Source organism: Actinopolyspora mzabensis, assembly GCF_900101095.1.
GTDB classification, from domain to species: domain Bacteria; phylum Actinomycetota; class Actinomycetes; order Mycobacteriales; family Pseudonocardiaceae; genus Actinopolyspora; species Actinopolyspora mzabensis.
In genome coordinates, this window is the sequence record NZ_FNFM01000007.1 from 78,234 (window position 1) to 95,324 (window position 17,091).

The 17,091-nt window shown below is 67.2% G+C and carries 16 protein-coding genes; 7 read left to right on the forward strand and 9 right to left on the reverse strand.

Annotation, left to right across the window (positions count from 1 at the left end; genetic code table 11):
- The first annotated feature begins 20 nt into the window (after nt 1-20).
- The gene (locus BLR41_RS12935; RefSeq protein WP_092628496.1) at nt 21-581 is read left to right on the forward strand and encodes an XRE family transcriptional regulator; all 561 of its coding nucleotides are present in this window, start codon (nt 21-23) and stop codon (nt 579-581) included.
- A gap of 99 nt (nt 582-680) precedes the next feature.
- On the opposite strand, the gene pdxS is transcribed toward BLR41_RS12935, so the two are convergent.
- Nucleotides 681-1,601, reverse strand: coding sequence for a pyridoxal 5'-phosphate synthase lyase subunit PdxS (gene pdxS, locus BLR41_RS12940; RefSeq protein ID WP_092628499.1), 921 nt, complete (start codon nt 1,599-1,601; stop codon nt 681-683).
- Between the two features lie 377 nt (nt 1,602-1,978).
- Here pdxS and BLR41_RS12945 point away from each other — a divergent pair, with 377 nt between their 5' ends.
- The 3 genes from BLR41_RS12945 (at nt 1,979) to BLR41_RS12955 (ending at nt 5,644) form a co-directional block, all read left to right on the forward strand.
- The gene (locus BLR41_RS12945) at nt 1,979-4,081 is read left to right on the forward strand and encodes an elongation factor G-like protein EF-G2 (RefSeq protein ID WP_092628501.1); all 2,103 of its coding nucleotides are present in this window, start codon (nt 1,979-1,981) and stop codon (nt 4,079-4,081) included.
- A 601-nt stretch (nt 4,082-4,682) separates the two neighbouring features.
- Entirely contained in the window at nt 4,683-5,102 is a 420-nt protein-coding gene (locus tag BLR41_RS12950; RefSeq protein WP_092628503.1) for a hypothetical protein, read from the forward strand.
- Nucleotides 5,099-5,644, forward strand: coding sequence for a DUF3558 family protein (locus tag BLR41_RS12955; protein WP_245694116.1), 546 nt, complete (start codon nt 5,099-5,101; stop codon nt 5,642-5,644). Before BLR41_RS12950 ends, BLR41_RS12955 begins: the two co-directional genes overlap by 4 nt.
- Nucleotides 5,645-5,752: 108 nt before the next feature.
- On the opposite strand, the gene BLR41_RS12960 is transcribed toward BLR41_RS12955, so the two are convergent.
- From BLR41_RS12960 to BLR41_RS12970, 3 genes are read right to left on the reverse strand one after another with little or no spacing between them, the layout of a single operon-like run.
- On the reverse strand, nt 5,753-5,971 hold the full coding sequence (locus tag BLR41_RS12960; RefSeq protein WP_092628756.1) for a DUF397 domain-containing protein: 219 nt from the start codon (nt 5,969-5,971) through the stop codon (nt 5,753-5,755).
- Between the two features lie 59 nt (nt 5,972-6,030).
- Nucleotides 6,031-6,246 carry a DUF397 domain-containing protein gene (locus BLR41_RS12965; protein ID WP_425426913.1) on the reverse strand — a complete coding sequence of 72 codons (216 nt, stop codon included), beginning with the start codon at nt 6,244-6,246 and terminating at the stop codon, nt 6,031-6,033.
- On the reverse strand, nt 6,243-7,118 hold the full coding sequence (locus tag BLR41_RS12970) for a helix-turn-helix domain-containing protein (protein ID WP_092628507.1): 876 nt from the start codon (nt 7,116-7,118) through the stop codon (nt 6,243-6,245). The genes BLR41_RS12965 and BLR41_RS12970 overlap by 4 nt, the downstream gene beginning before the upstream one ends.
- Nucleotides 7,119-7,256: 138 nt before the next feature.
- Between BLR41_RS12970 and BLR41_RS12975 the strand changes: the two genes are divergently transcribed.
- A complete protein-coding gene (locus tag BLR41_RS12975; protein WP_092628509.1) occupies nt 7,257-7,577 on the forward strand; it encodes a hypothetical protein in 321 nt (106 codons plus the stop codon).
- 308 nt (nt 7,578-7,885) lie between these two features.
- Here the strand turns inward: BLR41_RS12975 and pgsA are convergent, their stop codons facing one another.
- Nucleotides 7,886-8,488 carry a phosphatidylinositol phosphate synthase gene (gene pgsA / locus BLR41_RS12980; RefSeq protein WP_092628511.1) on the reverse strand — a complete coding sequence of 201 codons (603 nt, stop codon included), beginning with the start codon at nt 8,486-8,488 and terminating at the stop codon, nt 7,886-7,888.
- A gap of 195 nt (nt 8,489-8,683) precedes the next feature.
- On the opposite strand from pgsA, the gene BLR41_RS12985 reads away from it, so the two are divergent.
- Nucleotides 8,684-9,223 carry a YceI family protein gene (locus BLR41_RS12985; protein ID WP_092628513.1) on the forward strand — a complete coding sequence of 180 codons (540 nt, stop codon included), beginning with the start codon at nt 8,684-8,686 and terminating at the stop codon, nt 9,221-9,223.
- A 134-nt stretch (nt 9,224-9,357) separates the two neighbouring features.
- Here the strand turns inward: BLR41_RS12985 and BLR41_RS12990 are convergent, their stop codons facing one another.
- The 4 genes from BLR41_RS12990 to BLR41_RS13005 all read right to left on the reverse strand — a co-directional run bounded on the left by BLR41_RS12990 (nt 9,358) and on the right by BLR41_RS13005 (nt 15,293).
- Nucleotides 9,358-9,882 (reverse strand): HIT family protein, encoded by a 525-nt coding sequence (locus BLR41_RS12990; protein ID WP_218120132.1) that lies wholly within the window; start codon nt 9,880-9,882, stop codon nt 9,358-9,360.
- Between the two features lie 125 nt (nt 9,883-10,007).
- Nucleotides 10,008-12,071, reverse strand: coding sequence for a threonine--tRNA ligase (gene thrS / locus BLR41_RS12995; protein WP_245694120.1), 2,064 nt, complete (start codon nt 12,069-12,071; stop codon nt 10,008-10,010).
- Nucleotides 12,072-12,292: 221 nt separating this feature from the next.
- Nucleotides 12,293-14,482, reverse strand: coding sequence for a putative bifunctional diguanylate cyclase/phosphodiesterase (locus BLR41_RS13000; protein WP_092628517.1), 2,190 nt, complete (start codon nt 14,480-14,482; stop codon nt 12,293-12,295).
- Between the two features lie 4 nt (nt 14,483-14,486).
- Nucleotides 14,487-15,293 carry an SAM-dependent methyltransferase gene (locus BLR41_RS13005; RefSeq protein WP_092628519.1) on the reverse strand — a complete coding sequence of 269 codons (807 nt, stop codon included), beginning with the start codon at nt 15,291-15,293 and terminating at the stop codon, nt 14,487-14,489.
- Nucleotides 15,294-15,701: 408 nt separating this feature from the next.
- Here BLR41_RS13005 and BLR41_RS13010 point away from each other — a divergent pair, with 408 nt between their 5' ends.
- The gene (locus BLR41_RS13010; protein ID WP_092628521.1) at nt 15,702-17,048 is read left to right on the forward strand and encodes an FAD-dependent oxidoreductase; all 1,347 of its coding nucleotides are present in this window, start codon (nt 15,702-15,704) and stop codon (nt 17,046-17,048) included.
- The last annotated feature ends 43 nt before the right edge of the window (nt 17,049-17,091 follow it).

Genomic DNA, 17,091 nt, shown 5'->3' on the forward strand with positions numbered 1-17,091 from the left:
GTAGTCCAGAAGGAACGGCTATGCGGGGATCCGAGACCGAGGCGATCGAGACGATCTCGATCGCGCTGCGCCACCACCGCGAACGCGCGGGAATCTCGCTGTCCGAACTGGCGAAGCGAGCCGGAGTGGCCAAGTCGACGCTGTCGCAGCTGGAATCCGGGGAGGGAAACCCGGGAGTGGAGACGCTGTGGGCGCTGGCCGTCGCGTTGAACGTGCCGTTCAGCAGGCTCGTGGAGCTACCGACTCCCCATACCAGAGTGATCCGCGCGGGGCAGGCGCCCCGGATCCGGGCGGAACACTCCGGCTTCGCCGCGGGGCTGCTGTCCTCCTGCCCCGCTGGGGCGAGCCGGGACATCCACGAGATCGCCCTGGATGCCGGGGAGCTCCGGCGGGCGGAACCGCACCAGCCGGGCACGGTCGAACATCTGATCGTGGTGTCGGGCAGCATGCGCAGCGGCCCGGTCGAGGAGCCCGCCGAACTCGGCCCGGGGGACTACACCACGTTCTCCGGAGCGGTACCGCACGTCTACCAGGCGGTGAACGGCCCGACCACGGCGGTGCTGATCATGGAGCACTCCTGAGCAGGCGCTCCTGGATCCGTGCGGGAAACCGCCCGCGGCAACGCCCGGCAAGCGGGCCGGATCCGGCAGGGCGGTTCCCCGACGTCTCGAAACGCGAGATCACCAGCCGCGCTGGGCGTAGTGCTGCTCCTCCGGAAGCTCGTCGACGTTGATGCCGACCATCGCCTCGCCGAGTCCACGGGAGGCCTTCGCGACCAGCTCGGGGTCGTCGTAGAGGGTGGTGGCCTTGACGATGGCCTCGGCACGCGCGGCCGGGTCCCCCGACTTGAAGATGCCCGAGCCGACGAATACCCCCTCGGCACCCAGCCTGCGCATCATCACCGCGTCGGCCGGAGTCGCGATCCCGCCCGCGGTGAACAGCACCACCGGCAGCTCGCCGGTCCGCGCGACCTCGCGCACGAGCTCCACCGGCACCCGCAGTTCCTTCGCCGCGGCGTAGAGCTCGGTGCTGTCCAGCACCGACAGCCTGCGAATGTCCGCGCGGATCCGTCGCATGTGCCGAGTCGCCTCGACCACGTTGCCGGTACCGGCCTCCCCCTTGGAGCGGATCATCGCCGCGCCCTCCGAGATCCGGCGCAACGCCTCGCCGAGGTTTGTCGCGCCGCACACGAACGGCACCGTGAAGGGCCACTTGTCGATGTGGTTGTCCTCGTCGGCGGGGGTGAGCACCTCGGACTCGTCAACGTAGTCCACCCCGATCGACTGCAGCACCTCGGCCTCGACGAAGTGGCCGATACGTGCCTTGGCCATGACCGGGATGGACACGGAACTCACGATGCCGTCGATCATCTCGGGGTCGGACATCCGGGCGACACCCCCCTGGGAGCGGATGTCGGCGGGCACGCGTTCCAGCGCCATGACCGCGACCGCCCCCGCGTCCTCGGCGATCCTCGCCTGTTCCGGCGTGACGACGTCCATGATCACGCCGCCCTTGAGCATTTCCGCCATGCCTCGCTTGACACCGTCTGTTCCGGTCGCCTGGGTGTTGGCGGACGGGCTGGTCGTGTCGCCGTTGGTCACGTTCGATCGATCCTTTCGCGCGGTTGACTCCCGGCACGGGCCTTCCGGGAAGAACTCGCCCCGAACACCGGCGGCGTGCCGACCGTCGTCCGAAGGGGTCGGCCGGGGCGCCCGCACACGGCCGGGCTTCCCTGACGTCACGGGCTTCCCTGACGTCACGGGGCCGCCGACACGCGCCGGGGGGCGACACCACCGAGCCTAGGGGCGGTCGGGGCACGGCGAACGGGCCACTGCGTGGCTTTCTCGCCAGTCCACTTTCGGTGCGCGAACGGCGCACGAGCCACCGTGCGCACGGGTTCGACCTTGCGGAGTCCTCCCAGCAGGTGTGTGCTCGGCACCACATCCGAGTCCGGTGTGCGACGCGGCAGGGGGCAGTGATGGGGAACAAGCGCACGGGCAACGGGCAGGCGCAGTCGGTACCGGTGGCCACCGACCCCGCCGCCGTCCGCAACGTGGTGCTGGTGGGGCCGTCCGGCTCCGGCAAGACCACGCTGGTGGAACGCTTGTTGGCTACCACGGCGACCATCAGCAGACGCGGCTCGGTCACCGAGGGAAGCACGATCTGCGACCACGAGACGGCGGCGGTGGAGCAGCAGCGTTCCGTGGGCATGGCGGTGGCTCCGCTGTGGCATCGCGAGACCAAGATCAACCTGGTGGACACGCCCGGATACGCCGACTTCATCGGCGAGCTGCGCGCGGGACTGCGCGCGGCCGACGCGGCGCTGTTCGTCGTACCCGCCACCGAGGAGGTGGACTCCGCCACCCGGACGATATGGCAGGAGTGCGACAGGGTCGGAATGCCGCGGGCTGTGCTGATCTCACGCATGGACCAGCCGCGCGCGGACGCCACTGCGGCGATCGAGTCCTGCGTGGCCGCGTTCGGCAGCGGGGTGGTTCCGCTGTACCTGCCGCGCTACCACGGCGGTTCACCGACCGAGCTGTTCGGGCTGCTAACCGGGAGCAGCTACGACTACTCGCAGGGCAGCACACCGATAGTGCGGGCGAGCGCCGAACCACCGGACGAGGCCACCGGAGCGGGCCGGGACCGACTGCTGGAGGGAATCATCGCGGGCAGCGAGGACGAGACGCTGCTGGAGCGTTACCTGGGCGGCGAGAACATCGAGGAGGCGACGCTCATCAGTGATCTGGAGGCGGCGGTGGCCCGCGGCGGGCTGCATCCGGTGATCCCGGTCTCGGCGGAGACGGGGATCGGGATGACCGAACTGCTGGACGGCATCGTCCGTGCTTTCCCCTCCCCGCTGGAGCACGTGCTCCCGGAGTTCACCGATCCGCACGGGGCCGGTCCACGTCGCTTGGAGTGCGACCCGAACGGCCCGCTGGCGGCCGAGGTGGTCCACACCTCGGTGGACGCCTACGTGGGGCGGGTCTCGGTGCTGCGCGTGTTCTCCGGAACGCTCTCGCCGGACCGTCCGGCCCACGTGTCCGGTCACGGCCTGGCGGAGCGGGGCCACCCCGATCACGACTCCGCCGAGCGCGTCGGCCACATCCACAGCCCGCTGGGCGCCGGACTGCGCGAGGTGCCGTACTGCGTGGCGGGTGACCTGTGCGCGCTCACCAAGCTGACCTCGGCCGAGACCGGCGACACCGTCTCGGACCCACGGGACCCGCTGCTGCTGCAACCGTGGGACATGCCCGACCCGCTGCTGCCGATGGCCGTCACCGGGCACGGCGACGAGGACTCGCTGGCCCGCAACCTCAACCGGCTGCTGGCCGCCGACCCCACGCTGCGGCTGGACCGTTCCACCGAGACGCACCAGATGGTGCTGTGGTGCATGGGCGAGGCGCACGCCGAGGTGATCCTGCAGCGGTTGCGGGAGAACGGGGTGGACGTGGACACCGAGCCGGTGCGGGTGGCCTTCCGGCAGACCTTCCGCGGCCCGGCGAAGGGACACGGCAGGCACGTCAAGCAGTCGGGCGGGCACGGCCAGTACGCGGTCTGCGACATCGAGGTGCAGCCGCTGGAGCGCGGGGCGGGGTTCGAGTTCGCCGACCGGATCGTCGGTGGCGCCGTTCCCAAGCAGTTCATCGCCAGTGTGGAGAAGGGGATCCGCGCCCAGCTGGAGCGCGGGATCGAGCCGGAGTGCCCGATAGTGGACCTGCGGGTGACGCTGGTGGACGGCAAGACGCACAGCGTGGACTCCTCCGACGCGGCCTTTCAGGCGGCCGGAGCCCTCGCCCTGAAATCCGCCGCGGAGCAGGCCGGGCTGCTCACGCTGGAACCGGTGGACGAGGTGGAAGTCCACATTCCGGACGATCACCTGGGGACGGTGCTCGGCGACCTGTCCAGCCGCAGGGGCAGGGTGCTCGGCACCGAACCCGAGGACAACGGCTGGACGGTGGTCCGGGCGCACGTGCCCAGCACGGAACTGACGCGCTACGCGATCAACGTGCGTTCGCTGAGCTCCGGCAGCGCCAGCTTCAGCCGCAGCTTCGCGGGCTACGAACCGCTGCCGCAGTGAACCGGGCGGGAGGGAACGTGGAGCTGGTTCTTCGCGCGGAGGATGTGGCGATACGCCGCCGCCTCGCCGGTACGTGGCAGGGGTCAGTACGAAACCGAACGGCACCGCCGCGTTCCGGACCTTTCGCGCAGCGCTATCGGAAGGCCCGACCCGAGATCCTGGAACGGCGGTGCGGCGTTAACGGCATTCGAAATTCCACCGAATGACCTATTGAAATCACCTTATTGAGCGATTATAAAAACCGATTTCGGTGATATTTAGCAGTATTTTTCTTATCGCTGGTATTTTCGCTCCGACGCCATAGTAGTAGATTTGATTCCAGAGTACTTAATTTGCCGCTTGTCGACCCTGTGATGTCACTTCGAGCGCGCATGTGGAGGAGCCTATGCCGCCACTTACGGCGGGTAGTGGCGAGCGGGACGAGACCGTTGCTCCAGCTGTTCTGGGGCTGACTACCTGGAGCCGGGAGAGAGCCCAGAGACTCCGGGAGAGACGGGGAACGAGCGGAGAGGCAACCCTCATCCCCGCCGGCGGTTTACGTGCCGCGCGAGGTGACTTCGCCGAACAGCGGCGAGTTGTCCTTGGCACGAAGGGAACCGCGATGACTGAGCAGAGCGCCGGAGCGCCCGGTTTCGAGGGAGCTGGGGCGGCGTTGCAGTCGATCCGGGACGAGAACTCCTGGATCCAGCAGCAGATCTCCGGCGGCGGGCTGAGCATGGAACCCCAAGCCGCCGACAAGGCGGCCGAGGTGTATAGACGTGAGGCCGACGTGGTTGAGGAATTGATTTTGTCGGCAACGCGCCTACAGCAGGTTCCTGGGCTGGGTGCCTATCGCTCTGGGCAGCAGTTGGCGGCTAAATTTGGGCAAAAAGCAAGTAATGGATCGACTGGTGCTGCTGATCTGCTGAGGCAGTTCCGTGACGAGCTGCGGCGCAAGGCAAATCTGTTCGAGCAGGCCAAGGAGAACTATCAGGCTACCGATGAGCAGGTTGCCGACGATCTGCGGAGGGGTGCGGAGTGAAGCTGTGGACACGGTCGTTGTTGGCGGCTGCTGCAGGTGCAGCGTTGATCGGCTCTGCTGGGTGTTCACCTGACAGTGATGCTGGTGATGGTTCGTCCGGGCCTACAGGGACTTCCTCATCCGAAAAGGTTCTGGCAGAAGTGAAACCGTGCGAGGTGTTATCTTCGAAGGCTCTTGAATCCTTCGGGCTGGAGGCGCCAGGAAAGCCCAAGAGTACGTTGCCCTGGGCGCCAGGATGCCATTACGATGGCAACCCTGTGGCCCTGAGATTGGAATTGAATAAGCGCGAAAACGTCGCTGCCGCTGAAAAGAAGTCAACTTGGGCGAAGTTCGAGCGGGTCAAAGTCAACGGTCGTTCGGGGGCACGAGCAATTCCCCAGGGTGCGACCCAGGCCCGTGTTTGTGACGTGATGTTCAACGCTGGGAAAGGCATGATTCAGGTTCGTGCTAGTGAGCCTCGTTTGCCTGACGATGTAGACGAGTGTCAGAAGGCGTTGGAGATCGCGAAGAAGGTGGAGCCGAACGTTCCCGAACCCGCGTGAGCGGCTATCACAGCACTCTGCCCTGGCAGGTGAGTTTCGGCCCGGTGAGAGTTGGGGATGCGGTAGCGCCTCCGGTGGTGTCGGAGGCGCTGTGTCGCCGGGCTGGTCTCAGCTGAACCGGTCGGTTTTGACCGCGTGCAGGAACGTCTGCCACTGCGCGAACGCCTGCCACTGCGCGCTCGTGGTGGTGAAGTAGCCGAGCGAACGGTCCTCGGTGTCGCGTACAGCCGCGCCGTCGCCGACCCGGCCGACCTCGACGCAACTGCTGTGCGGCCCGGACCGGCTGGAGTTCCGCCAATCATGCGGGGCAGCTTGACGTGCCCCCATCTCGTCCTTGATTTTGGCGATAAGCCCGAGCGAGTCTGGACTCATCCCTACAGCCGGATTCAGCGCAGCGAACCGAGGAAAGCCGCCCAGGCCCGACGATCGAACAACAGCGCCGGACCATGCGGACGCTTGGAATCCCGCACAGCGGTGACCTCACCACTAGACAGGGAAGCGGCTTCCACACACGAGCCTCCATTAGGACCACTGCGGCTGCTCCGACGCCAGGACACACCGGTCAGCTCTGCCGCGTTCGGCACACTGTCGTAACGCATCATGCCAGCTCCTTCACGAGTTCGGAGAGGAAATCGGCTGACTCCGCCGGGGACAACGCCTGCTCGGCCAACGACTCGAAGACCCCGTTGAACATGGCCACCTCGTCAACTTCCTCCAGGTAGATCCCACCCCGCTGGTTCTCCAGATACACCACACCGGGATCACCAACGCGTGGAAATCCCAGCCACTGGAAAGAGCCGAGATGACCGCGATGTGGCCCCACGGCGAACGGCATTACCTGGACGGTGACATTCTCCCATTGGCCCACCCGCACCAGATAATGCAGTTGTTCACACATCACCTCGGCATCGCCCACCTGTCGTCGCAACGCCGCCTCGTCGATCACCGCGTGCATCCACAGTGGTTCCTCGGAGCGCCACAACGCCTCCTGCCGCCGCAGCCGTGCCTCGACCAGCTCGCGAATCCCGACCTCGGAGGGGCCGTCCTCACCACGCACCAGGGCTTCGATGTAGGAGCGGGTCTGCAGGATGCCGGGCGGATATCCCAGCTCCCACTCCCGGATCCGATCGGCGCCCCACTCCAGGCCGACGTAGATCGAGAACCAGTCCGGCACCGCGCGATTGGCGTCCCACCAACCCTTCTCCTTGGCGAGCTCGGCCAGCCGCAGGTACCACGCGACGCGTTCGTCAGGCACCTCGAAGAGCGAGAGCATCACCTCCAGGTCGGGGCCGCTGATCGTGTTGCGCATGCTCTCCATGTGGGCGATCTTCGCCGCGTTGCAGCGAAGTCGTTTTGCCACATCGGACTGTTTCAGCCCGGCTTCCTCACGAAGTCTGCGGACCTCCTGCGACAACCACCGCCTTCCGACAGTGGGGCTGATCGGCTCCGGGATCGCCGGTCCCGAACTGTTCATACTCACCTCTTCGACTGACAGCAAAACCGCTTACCCGATCGGGCGATTGTGCAGTCAAATTAACTAAGTCAATCTGACTCTACTGACTCGATAGGCAAGTCAGTGCCACTTGTCACGAACACCGTCGAAGAGGTAACCATGCGTAACGCCATGACGCTGTACCGGGTGGTCAACCCCGACTCACTCGGCTCCTACACCGAACTGCTGCACCACCAGCCCACCGAGCACCGGGTAGACGACGCCGAAGCCTTGCCCCGGCTGCGCGAATGGGCGCTGGCCCTGCTCGACCGCACCGAGGAACGCTTCGGGATGTACCAGATCGCGATCATGCCGCTGGACCAACACCACAGACCCGACGAGAACGCCTTCCACGACCTCATCGCCGACGACACCGAGGTCATCGAGGACTACCTCTGCTGGTCCGGATGCTCCGAACTCGTCCCCGCCGGGGACAGGTGAACGCGCCCGGTTTACCGAGGTGGTTACTTGGCGGAACCTCGCGCACGGCTCTAGCTGCGGGTGCCCCGACATCGGGTAGTTACTACACAACGTCGGGACCACCCTCGCGAGAGCCACACGCGAGAACCCGCAGCGGTGCCGACAGCGGGAGTGGTGGGAGTGCGGCCTGCGAGGGTGGTGGGAGTGCGGCTATTCGTCGGCGTTGGTGGCGCGGCGATTTCGCGAGAAATTGACGCCCACATCCGCCCTACCGCCCCAGTGGAGCGGGAATTTCGCGAGAAATCGACGCCGCTCCGAGGCCGGGGCAGCTATCCCGCCCGCGACCGATAAGCGCCGACCAGCCGCTGAACGACGGTGAACACCGAAGCTGCGGCCAGCACCCACAGCGCGACGTCGAGCACGTACGGCACTCCCAAGCCGTGCAGCCCCGTCCCCACCAACAGCACCACCAGGCGTTCGGCCCGTTCGGCCACCCCCGCCGTGGCGGAGAGCCCCTGGGCCTCCGCCCTGGCCTTGACGTAGGAGATCACCTGGGCCGCCACCAACGAGAGCAGCAGCGCGAGCCCACGCATCTCGTTCCCGCTCGTGACCAACGCCCACCACAGCAACGAACCGAACACCGCCCCGTCGGCGATGCGGTCGCAGCCCGCGTCCAGCACGGCCCCGAAGTCACCGCCGTGCCCCGAGGCGCGCGCGACCGCGCCGTCGAGCAGGTCGAACAGCAGGAAGACCGTGACGACCAGGGTGCCGGTGAACAGCCAGCCGCGGGGGAACAACGTCACGGCAGCGACGACGCTGCACACGGTCCCCACCACTGTCACTACGTTGGGTGACACACGATGGCGTACCAACCAGGCACCGACCGGGTCGGTGATCCGGGAAACCGAGGGTCGCGCGAAAACGTTCAACATCGCTTCGTTTCATCCGCCGCCGTACGGGCAGTCACCCGCACAGCGCAGCTTAACCGGCGGCGATCAGCCCGACGAAGCGCACCACGCACCAGTCGATCCGTCGCGCATGAGTTCCACCACACCAAGGATTGCACCGACCGGGAAAGGCGTTGTCTTGCTCGGAAACTATTCCCGACTCCCTCCGGAGGTCCCGACATGACCGAAACCACTTCCATTCCCGGCTACACCGTGGGCACCTGGGACATCGACGCGGTGCACTCCGACATCGAGTTCACCCTGCGCCACATGGGGGTGGGGCGCTCGCGCGGGCGTTTCGACAAGTTCGAGGGGCAGATCGTCACCGCTGCGGACCCGCTGGAGTCGAGCGTGACCGCCACCATCGACACCGCCTCGATCAACACCGGCAACGCCGACCGGGACGCCCACGTCCGCAACGAGGACTTCCTGGACACGGACAACTACCCCACCGCGACCTTCCGGTCCACCGGCATCCGCCAGGACGGCGAGGACTGGATCATCGACGGTGACTTCACCCTTCACGGCGTCACCGTGCCGGTCTCGCTGGAAACCGAGCCGGGCGGCTTCACCGACACCTCGGACGGCGGCAAGCTGCTGGGGCTCTCGGCGAGCACCACGCTGAACCGCACCGACTTCAAGGTCGGCCCCGACGGCGGAGCCATGCTCGGCGAGAAGGTCAAGATCACGCTGGAGATCGAGGCCACCCTGCGGAACTGAGTCCTGCGGAACTGAGTCCGGGGAACCGAGCCCGCGGAGCCGACCGATGCCTTCCCGTCGCGTCGTCGAGAGGCGTGGGTCTTTCCGCTCCTGAAACATCGGGGCCGCGCGTTCGTCCGCGCGGCCCCGAGAACTCACTCCACCCGCTGCCAGGCCTCGGAGAGCAGCTCGCGGGTGTCGCCCAGCAACTGGGGCAGCACCCGGGTGTGGCCGATCACCGGCATGAAGTTGGAGTCGCCACCCCAACGCGGGACGATGTGCTGATGCAGGTGCGCAGCGATCCCGGCGCCGGCCACCGGCCCCTGGTTCAGCCCGATGTTGAACCCGTGCGGCGCGGAAACGCTGCGAATCACCCGCATGGCACGTTGGGTGAACTCGGCGACGGCCACCGTCTCCCCCGGCGTGAGCTCGGTGTAGTCGGCGACGTGCCGGTACGGCAGCACCATCAGGTGACCGGGGTTGTAGGGGTAGAGATTCAACACCGCGAACACGAGCTCGTCCCTGGCCACGATCAGCGACTCCTCGTCGGAACGAGCGTCGCCGAGCAGGTGGCAGAACGGGCAGCCGTCGCTGTTCTCCCCGGTGGGCTTGTTCTCACCCTGGATGTAGGTCAACCGGTGCGGGGTCCACAACCGCTGCAACGCGTCGGGGACCCCGATACCGTGCTGCGTGCTCGTCTCCGGGCCCGATTCGCCCGCGGTGGCCGATTCCCCGAGGTCGGAGGTGCCCGCATCGGTGGCGGGCTCCTCCGGCTCGTCGTCGGTGCCGTTGTGGGGCAGTCGTGTCACGCCAGCTCCGCTCCGAAGTTCTCCGCGCTCGGCGAAGCGTTCTCGCGACGCTGTACCCAGTGGGTCAGCGCCGCCGCGGCCTGCTCCACCGGCACCTCGTTGAGCTGGCTCCCGTCGCGGAAGCGGAACGAGACCGCGTCGGCTTCGACGTCCTTGCCGCCCGCCAGCACCATGAACGGCACCTTCTGGGTGGTGTGGTTGCGGATCTTCTTCTGCATACGGTCGTCACCGCTGTCCAACTCGACCCGCAGTCCCCTGGAACGCAGCGTGTCGAAGACGCGCTCCAGGTGCGGCAGGTGCTCGTCGGCGATGGGGATCCCCACGGCCTGCACCGGTGACAGCCAGGCAGGGAACGCACCGGCGTAGTGCTCGGTGAGAACACCGAAGAAGCGCTCGATGGAACCGAACAGCGCACGGTGGATCTTGATCGGGCGCCGCTTGGAACCGTCGGCGGCGGTGTACTCCAGATCGAACCGCTCCGGCAGGTCGTAGTCGACCTGGATCGTCGACATCTGCCAGCTCCTGCCGAGGGCGTCCTTGGCCTGCACGGAGATCTTCGGGCCGTAGAAGGCCGCGCCGCCCGGGTCCGGAACCAGTTCCAGCCCCGAGCTCTCGGCGGCCTCCCGCAACGAGTCGGTGGCACGCTGCCACTGCTCGTCGGTGCCCGAGTACTTCTCCTCGTTGCGGGTGGACAGCTCCAGGTAGAAGTCCTCCAGCCCGTAGTCACGCAGCAGGTCCAGCACGAACCCGAGCAGCGACTTCAGCTCGTCCTGCAACTGGTCCGGACTGCAGTAGATGTGCGCGTCGTCCTGGGTCATGCCGCGCACCCGGGTGAGGCCGTGCACCACCCCGGACTTCTCGTAGCGGTACACCGACCCGAACTCGAACAACCGCAGCGGCAGCTCACGGTAGGAACGCCCGCGCGAGCGGTAGATGAGGTTGTGGAACGGGCAGTTCATCGGCTTGAGGTAGTAGTCCTGCCCGGGTTTGCGCAGCTCCCCGTTCTCGTCGCGCTCCTCGTCGAGGTGCATCGGGGGGAACATGCCGTCGGCGTACCAGCCGAGGTGCCCGGAGGTCTCGAAGAGCGCGCTCTTGGTGATGTGCGGCGAGTTGACGAACTGGTACCCGGCCTGCTCGTGCCTGCGCCGGGAGTAGTCCTCCAGTTCGCGGCGGATGATGCCGCCCTTGGGGTGGAACACCGGCAGGCCGGAGCCGACCTCCTCGGGGAAGGAGAACAGGTCCAGTTCCGCCCCGATCCTTCGGTGGTCCCGGCGTTCCGCCTCGGCCAACCACTCCAGGTGCGCGTCGAGCGCTTCCTTGGACTCCCATGCGGTCCCGTAGATCCGCTGCAGCTGCCGGTTGCTCTGGTCGCCGCGCCAGTAGGCGGCCGCGACCCGGGTGAGCTTGAAGGCGGGGAGGAAACGGGTGTGCGGCACGTGCGGCCCCCTGCAGAGGTCGCCCCACACGGTCTCCCCGTGGCGGTCGATGTTGTCGTAGACGGTCAGCTCACCGTCGCCGACCTCCATGACCTCGCTGGTGTCGACCTCGTCGGAGCCGGACTTGAGATCGACGAGTTCGAGTTTGTAGGGCTCCGAGGCCAGTTCGGCACGCGCGTCGTCCAGCGACCCGTACTCGCGGCGCCGGAACTTCTGCCCGGACTTGACGAGCTGCTTCATACGCTTCTCCAGCGCCTGCAGGTCCTCCGGGGTGAACGGCCGGTCGACGTCGAAGTCGTAGTAGAAACCGTCCTTGACCGGCGGCCCGACACCCAGCTTGGCTTCGGGGAACAGCTGCTGCACGGCCTGCGCCAGCACGTGCGCGGTGGAGTGGCGGATGACGCTGCGCCCCTCCTCGGTGTCGGCCGCCACGGCCGCCACCTCGGTCTCGGTTTCGGGCACCCAGGCCAGGTCACGCAGTTGTCCCTCGTCGTCGCGCACGACGACGACCGCCTCGGGGCCCTTGGAAGGCAACCCCGCCTGCTGGACGGCGTCGCCGGCCGTAGTGCCCGCCGGTACCTTCACCCGGGATTCCTGCTGGGCTTGGGGCGGCGAGACTGACACGGTTACTCCTACGGTTTGCTGCTCGAACGAACGTGTGCCGGGACCCGGTTCGGCGGAGCTCTCGGGGAGGAGCCCACCACCGAACCGGGGAAACTCTCCTGTCGATGCTATCGGCCGCCGCCCCGGTCACCGCCATCCGGCTCGTGGGTCTCCCCACACCGGCTCGGCCCCGCACCGGCTCGGCTCCGCACCGGACCGGCCGCGAACCCGTGGGGAGAGGCTCACCCCGCCCCCTCCAACGAGTCGGCGAGCACCTGTTCCACCTCACCGGCCGAGAACGGTGCACCCGCGTGGTGACCCCGCACCGCTTGAACACCCTTCTCGCGCAGCCGTTCGGCCTGCCCGCGGGTGTCCACTCCACCGGCCACCACCGACATCCCCAACAACCGGGCGGCGGTGATCACGCTGTCGGCCAGGTGCTCGTCCAGGGGGTCGGACTCGGGCCGATCGGCGAGCCGGGTGAGGTACTGGCCCGAGATGTGCACCGAGGTCACCGGCAGTTCCCGCAACCTGCGCGTGTCGGTGTAGCGGGTACCGAAATCGCGGATCGCCAGACCCGCACCGAACTCGCGAACGATGCCGAGGGTGTCCACGGGATCGCCGACGTCGTCGAACAGCGAGTCCTCCGGAACTCCCAGCCGCAGCCGATCCGCGGTTACTCCGCTGTCGGCGAGGATACTCCGGAAATCGTTCACCAGGTCCGGGTCTCGGAAATACCTTCCGGACAGCTCGACGACCGCGACGGGTGCGCGATCGCCCAACCAGTGCAACCAGCCACGGACGTGCTCACAGACCTGCCGCAACAACCAGTCGCTCAACCGAGTGATCATTCCGGTGTTCTCCGCCAGCTCGACGAAGTGTGACGGAGCGAGCTCACCGAGCTCGGGGTGGTCCCAGCGCGGTTCGGCGTGCACCGCCACGATGCGATCGTCGTCCAGGCTGCGTACCGGGTGGTACTCCACGAAGAACTCGTTGTTGTCCAACGCGGCGGGCATGGTGGCCGAGAGCTCGAACCTGCGACGCGCGGCGCTGTTGCGTTCCTCGTCGTAGAGCACCCACTGCGCCTTGCCCTCGTCCTTAGCGCGGTACAGCGTGATGTCGGCCTCGCGCAGCAGCAGTTGCGCGTCGGTGCCCGCGACCGGTTGCTCCACCACTCCCGCGCTGGCGGAAGCCTTCAACTCGTGGCTGCCGATCCGCACGGGCTCCCGGATCACCTCCAGCGTTCGTTCCACGAGCGGCACCATGCCACCCGGCCCGTCGGTGTCCGGCACGAGCAGCACGAACTCGTCGCCGCCCATCCGGGCGGCCAGCGCACCGCGCTGTTCGGCCACCTCCTGCATGCGCAGCGCCACGGTGCGCAGCAGCTCGTCGCCGATCGGATGCCCGAGGCTGTCGTTGATCGTCTTGAAACCGTCCAGATCGAAGTAGCAGATGCCGACGCGCCGGGCACCCGCACCGGGCGACAGGGCCTTGTCCATTTCCGTGTGCAGCCGGGTTCGGTTGGCCAGCCCGGTCAACGGATCGGTGGTCGCCTGCGTGTTGAGTCGCTCGTTGAGCAGTTGCAGGTCGGTGATGTCGGCGTAGAGCACCACCTGGTACTCCGGCTCACCGTCGGCGTCCCGTACCAGCGCACCGGAGACCTGGGTCCACACCAGCGACTCGTCGTCGGTGGTGAACGGGACCTCCACCATGAACCGCTCGTACACCTCCGCCACGAGCGCGTCCTGCTCGCCCTGGAAAACCTCCCGATGGTCGGGGTCGCACAGATCGAGGACACGGCACCCGAGCAGTTCCGAGCTGTCGGTGCGGAAGATCGTCCCCATCGACTCGTTGACGTCCTGCACCCGGCCGTCCAGATCCACGATGGCGATCCCCAGCGCGGAGGTGTCGAACACCGCCCGGAAACGCGCCTCACTGGCCCGCAGCGCTTCCTCGGCCACGTCCCGTGCGTCCCGCACCGCCCGCTGCACGAGCTCCTGATCGGCGAGCACCCGCCGCTTAGCCGCGGCGGCGAATCCCTCGCCGAACGAAGCCAGCAGTTCGTTCATCCGCTCGGCGGCCTCGCCCCGAACGGCTCCCAGCTCCCGAGCCAGCCCAGGCAGCCGCGAGCCGAGCAGTTCGAGCGTGCGACGCAGCGCGCGAGGGTCGACCAGGTGGACCCGGACCAGATCGGCGGCCACCCCGGTCACGTTTCCGGAGTGGAACGAGTCCGCTGTCAGCGCCCGCAGCAACCGTTCGGTGCGCTCTTCCAGGAACTCCCACAGCTCGGGACGTCCCATCGGCACGTAACTCGTGCCGATCACCACACGTGCCCAGTGGCGGGCGAACTCCGCCACTCGGGGGTCCCGCTCGGGCGTGGCCGCGGGTTCTTCGGGATCGGAACCACCCGGTTCCGAAGAAGTGTCGTTCATCGGACTACACCTTGTGGCCGAGTGCGCCGTAGAGCAGCGAGCGCGCCGGGTCCTGCCAACGGTCCTCCTCGGTGTCCGGGCGCCAGTCCGGCACGTGGACCACTCCCGGCTCCACCAGTTCGAAGTCCGCCAGTAATTTCGCGACATCGGCGCGACTGCGGGCGATACCCGGATTACTGCTGTTGATGTAGAGATCGATCAGGCTCTGGGTGAACTCGGGGTAGTCATCCCCTGTGACGTGCGAGAAGCCCAGGAAACTTCCCCGCGCCATCCGGTCGTGGTAAGCCCGGATGATCTCGGCGGGTCGCGCCGAGTCCGGCACGAAGTGGAACAGCGCGACCATCATCACGGCTATGGGCTCTTCCGGGTCCAGCAGGCGCGCGGCCTGTTCCGAGCCGAGGATCCCGTCGATCTCGGCCAGGTCCGCCTGGACGACATCGGCACGCTCGTTGCCCTGCAGGATCGTGCGGCTGTGCGCCACGGCCACCGGCTCGTTGTCGACGTAGAGCACCCGCGACTCCGGATCGACCTCCTGGGCGATCTCGTGCACGTTGCCCACGGTGGGGATGCCGGAGCCGATGTCGAGGAACTGCCTGATCCCCTGTTGGAGGCAGTATCGGACCGCCCTGCGCAGGAAGGCCCGATTGTCCTGCGCCAGTGATTTGACGTGCGGCACCCGCTCCTCGGCCTTGCGGCCGAGCTCACGGTCGACCTCGAAGTTGTGCGAGCCACCCAGGTAGTAGTCGTAGCATCGCGCCGCACTGGCTGTCTCGAGATCCACGTCCGAGGGCAACCGACTGGGGTCGGTCATGGAAGCTCCTTTGGTCGTGGGCCACCAATGGCACCCCCCGATACCTCGGCCCAGTTGTGATTGGTCCGTCAGGTCCACGGTGCGCCCACCCCTCCCCGGCTTCACCGGGAGCACCACCGAGAGATCAACACGAATCCTATCCCTTACCCCACGCGCCTGATCACGCACGGTCGGTGCCCACCCCCATTCGATATGCCGTTACTCCGTTCGGGGGTGTAACCAGCATCACCCGTCCACATCGCGGGTCAGGCATTTAGGTATGCCTAAGCTGTTTCGGGAGGGTCGTATTCGCCGGGCGACCGACCGCGAGCCGAGGCGCTCGGCAGTGCGGAACGGGCGCCGGCCAGGCCCCGCCCACGAACCGACCTCAGTCAGCAACACGAGGGCACCGCGCCCAGGAGGACCGCCGTGAGCCATCCGCTTCGAGTAGCAGTGATCGGAGCCGGCCCCGCCGGCGTGTACGCCTCGGACATCCTGACCAAATCCGAAACGCCGGTCGAGATCGACCTGTTCGACAGAATGCCCGCCCCCTACGGACTGGTCAGGTACGGAGTCGCACCCGACCATCCCCGCATCAAGGGCATCGTCAGTGCCCTGCACAAGGTGATGGACAAACCGGAGATCCGATTTTTCGGCAACGTGGAGTACGGCGTGGACTGCAAGCTGGCGGATCTGCGGCAGCACTACGACGCCGTCGTGTTCTCCACCGGAGCCGCCGACGACCGGGAGCTCGACATTCCGGGGATCGACCTGCCGCACAGCCACGGCGCTTCCGAGTTCATCTCGTTCTACGACGGGCACCCCGAGGCCCCTCGCGACTGGAACCTCGACGCGAGCAGCGTGGCCGTGCTCGGCGCGGGCAACGTGGCCCTCGACATCGCGCGCGTGCTCGCCAAGCAGGCCGACGACCTGCTGAGCACAGAAATCCCGGACAACGTGTACAACGCGCTGCGCGACTCCTCGGTGACCGACGTGCACCTGTTCGCACGGCGCGGCCCCGCCCAGACCAAGTTCACTCCGCTGGAGCTGCGCGAGCTCGACCACCAGTCGGAGATGGAGCTGATCGTGCACCCCGAGGGCTTCGAGCTCGACGAGGCCAGCGAAGAGGCCATCAGGACCAACAACCAGGTCAAGTCCGTGGTCAAAACGCTGCAGGACTGGGCGCTGCGGGATCCGAAGGGCGACACCCGGCGGCGGCTGCACTTCCACTTCCTTCGGCGACCCGTCGAGGTACTCGGAACGGACCGGGTCGAAGGACTACGCACCGAGATCATGGAGCTGGACGGCAACGGCTCGGTGAACGGCACCGGCGAGTTCGAGACCGTCGAGGTGCAGTCGGTCTACCGCGCTGTCGGCTACCTCAGCTCGGCGCTGCCGGACGTGCCCTTCGACAACCGTTCCGGCACGATCCCGCACGACGGGGGCCGGGTGCTGGACATGGACGGGGAGCACATCCCCGGCGTCTACACGACCGGCTGGATCAAGCGCGGCCCGGTGGGGCTCATCGGCCACACCAAGGGCGACGCGCTGGAAACCGTGAACAACATGCTGGCCGACATCACCGAGGCCGAGGGGCACGACGGGGAGGCCGTTCCGCGCATGCTGGCGGAACGCGGGGTGGCCTACACGACCTGGCAGGGCTGGAACATGCTGGACGAGCACGAACGCTCCCTCGGGGAACAGCGCGGCCGGGAGCGGATGAAGGTCGTCGAACGCGACGAGATGGTACGCCTCAGCCGCGACGACGAGAACTGACGGAAACACCCCTGAGGCGGTGACACGGCACGCCACCGGCTGC

Bases quoted from the DNA above. Each gene is read 5' to 3' on its own strand.
- BLR41_RS12935 (WP_092628496.1), top strand. From the start codon at position 21: ATGCGGGGATCCGAGACCGAGGCGATCGAGACGATCTCGATCGCGCTG.
- BLR41_RS12945 (WP_092628501.1), top strand. From the start codon at position 1,979: ATGGGGAACAAGCGCACGGGCAACGGGCAGGCGCAGTCGGTACCGGTG.
- BLR41_RS12950 (WP_092628503.1), top strand. From the start codon at position 4,683: ATGACTGAGCAGAGCGCCGGAGCGCCCGGTTTCGAGGGAGCTGGGGCG.
- BLR41_RS12960 (WP_092628756.1), bottom strand. From the start codon at position 5,971: ATGGGGGCACGTCAAGCTGCCCCGCATGATTGGCGGAACTCCAGCCGG.
- BLR41_RS12965 (WP_425426913.1), bottom strand. From the start codon at position 6,246: ATGATGCGTTACGACAGTGTGCCGAACGCGGCAGAGCTGACCGGTGTG.
- BLR41_RS12970 (WP_092628507.1), bottom strand. From the start codon at position 7,118: ATGAACAGTTCGGGACCGGCGATCCCGGAGCCGATCAGCCCCACTGTC.
- BLR41_RS12975 (WP_092628509.1), top strand. From the start codon at position 7,257: ATGCGTAACGCCATGACGCTGTACCGGGTGGTCAACCCCGACTCACTC.
- pgsA (WP_092628511.1), bottom strand. From the start codon at position 8,488: ATGTTGAACGTTTTCGCGCGACCCTCGGTTTCCCGGATCACCGACCCG.
- BLR41_RS12985 (WP_092628513.1), top strand. From the start codon at position 8,684: ATGACCGAAACCACTTCCATTCCCGGCTACACCGTGGGCACCTGGGAC.
- BLR41_RS13000 (WP_092628517.1), bottom strand. From the start codon at position 14,482: ATGAACGACACTTCTTCGGAACCGGGTGGTTCCGATCCCGAAGAACCC.
- BLR41_RS13005 (WP_092628519.1), bottom strand. From the start codon at position 15,293: ATGACCGACCCCAGTCGGTTGCCCTCGGACGTGGATCTCGAGACAGCC.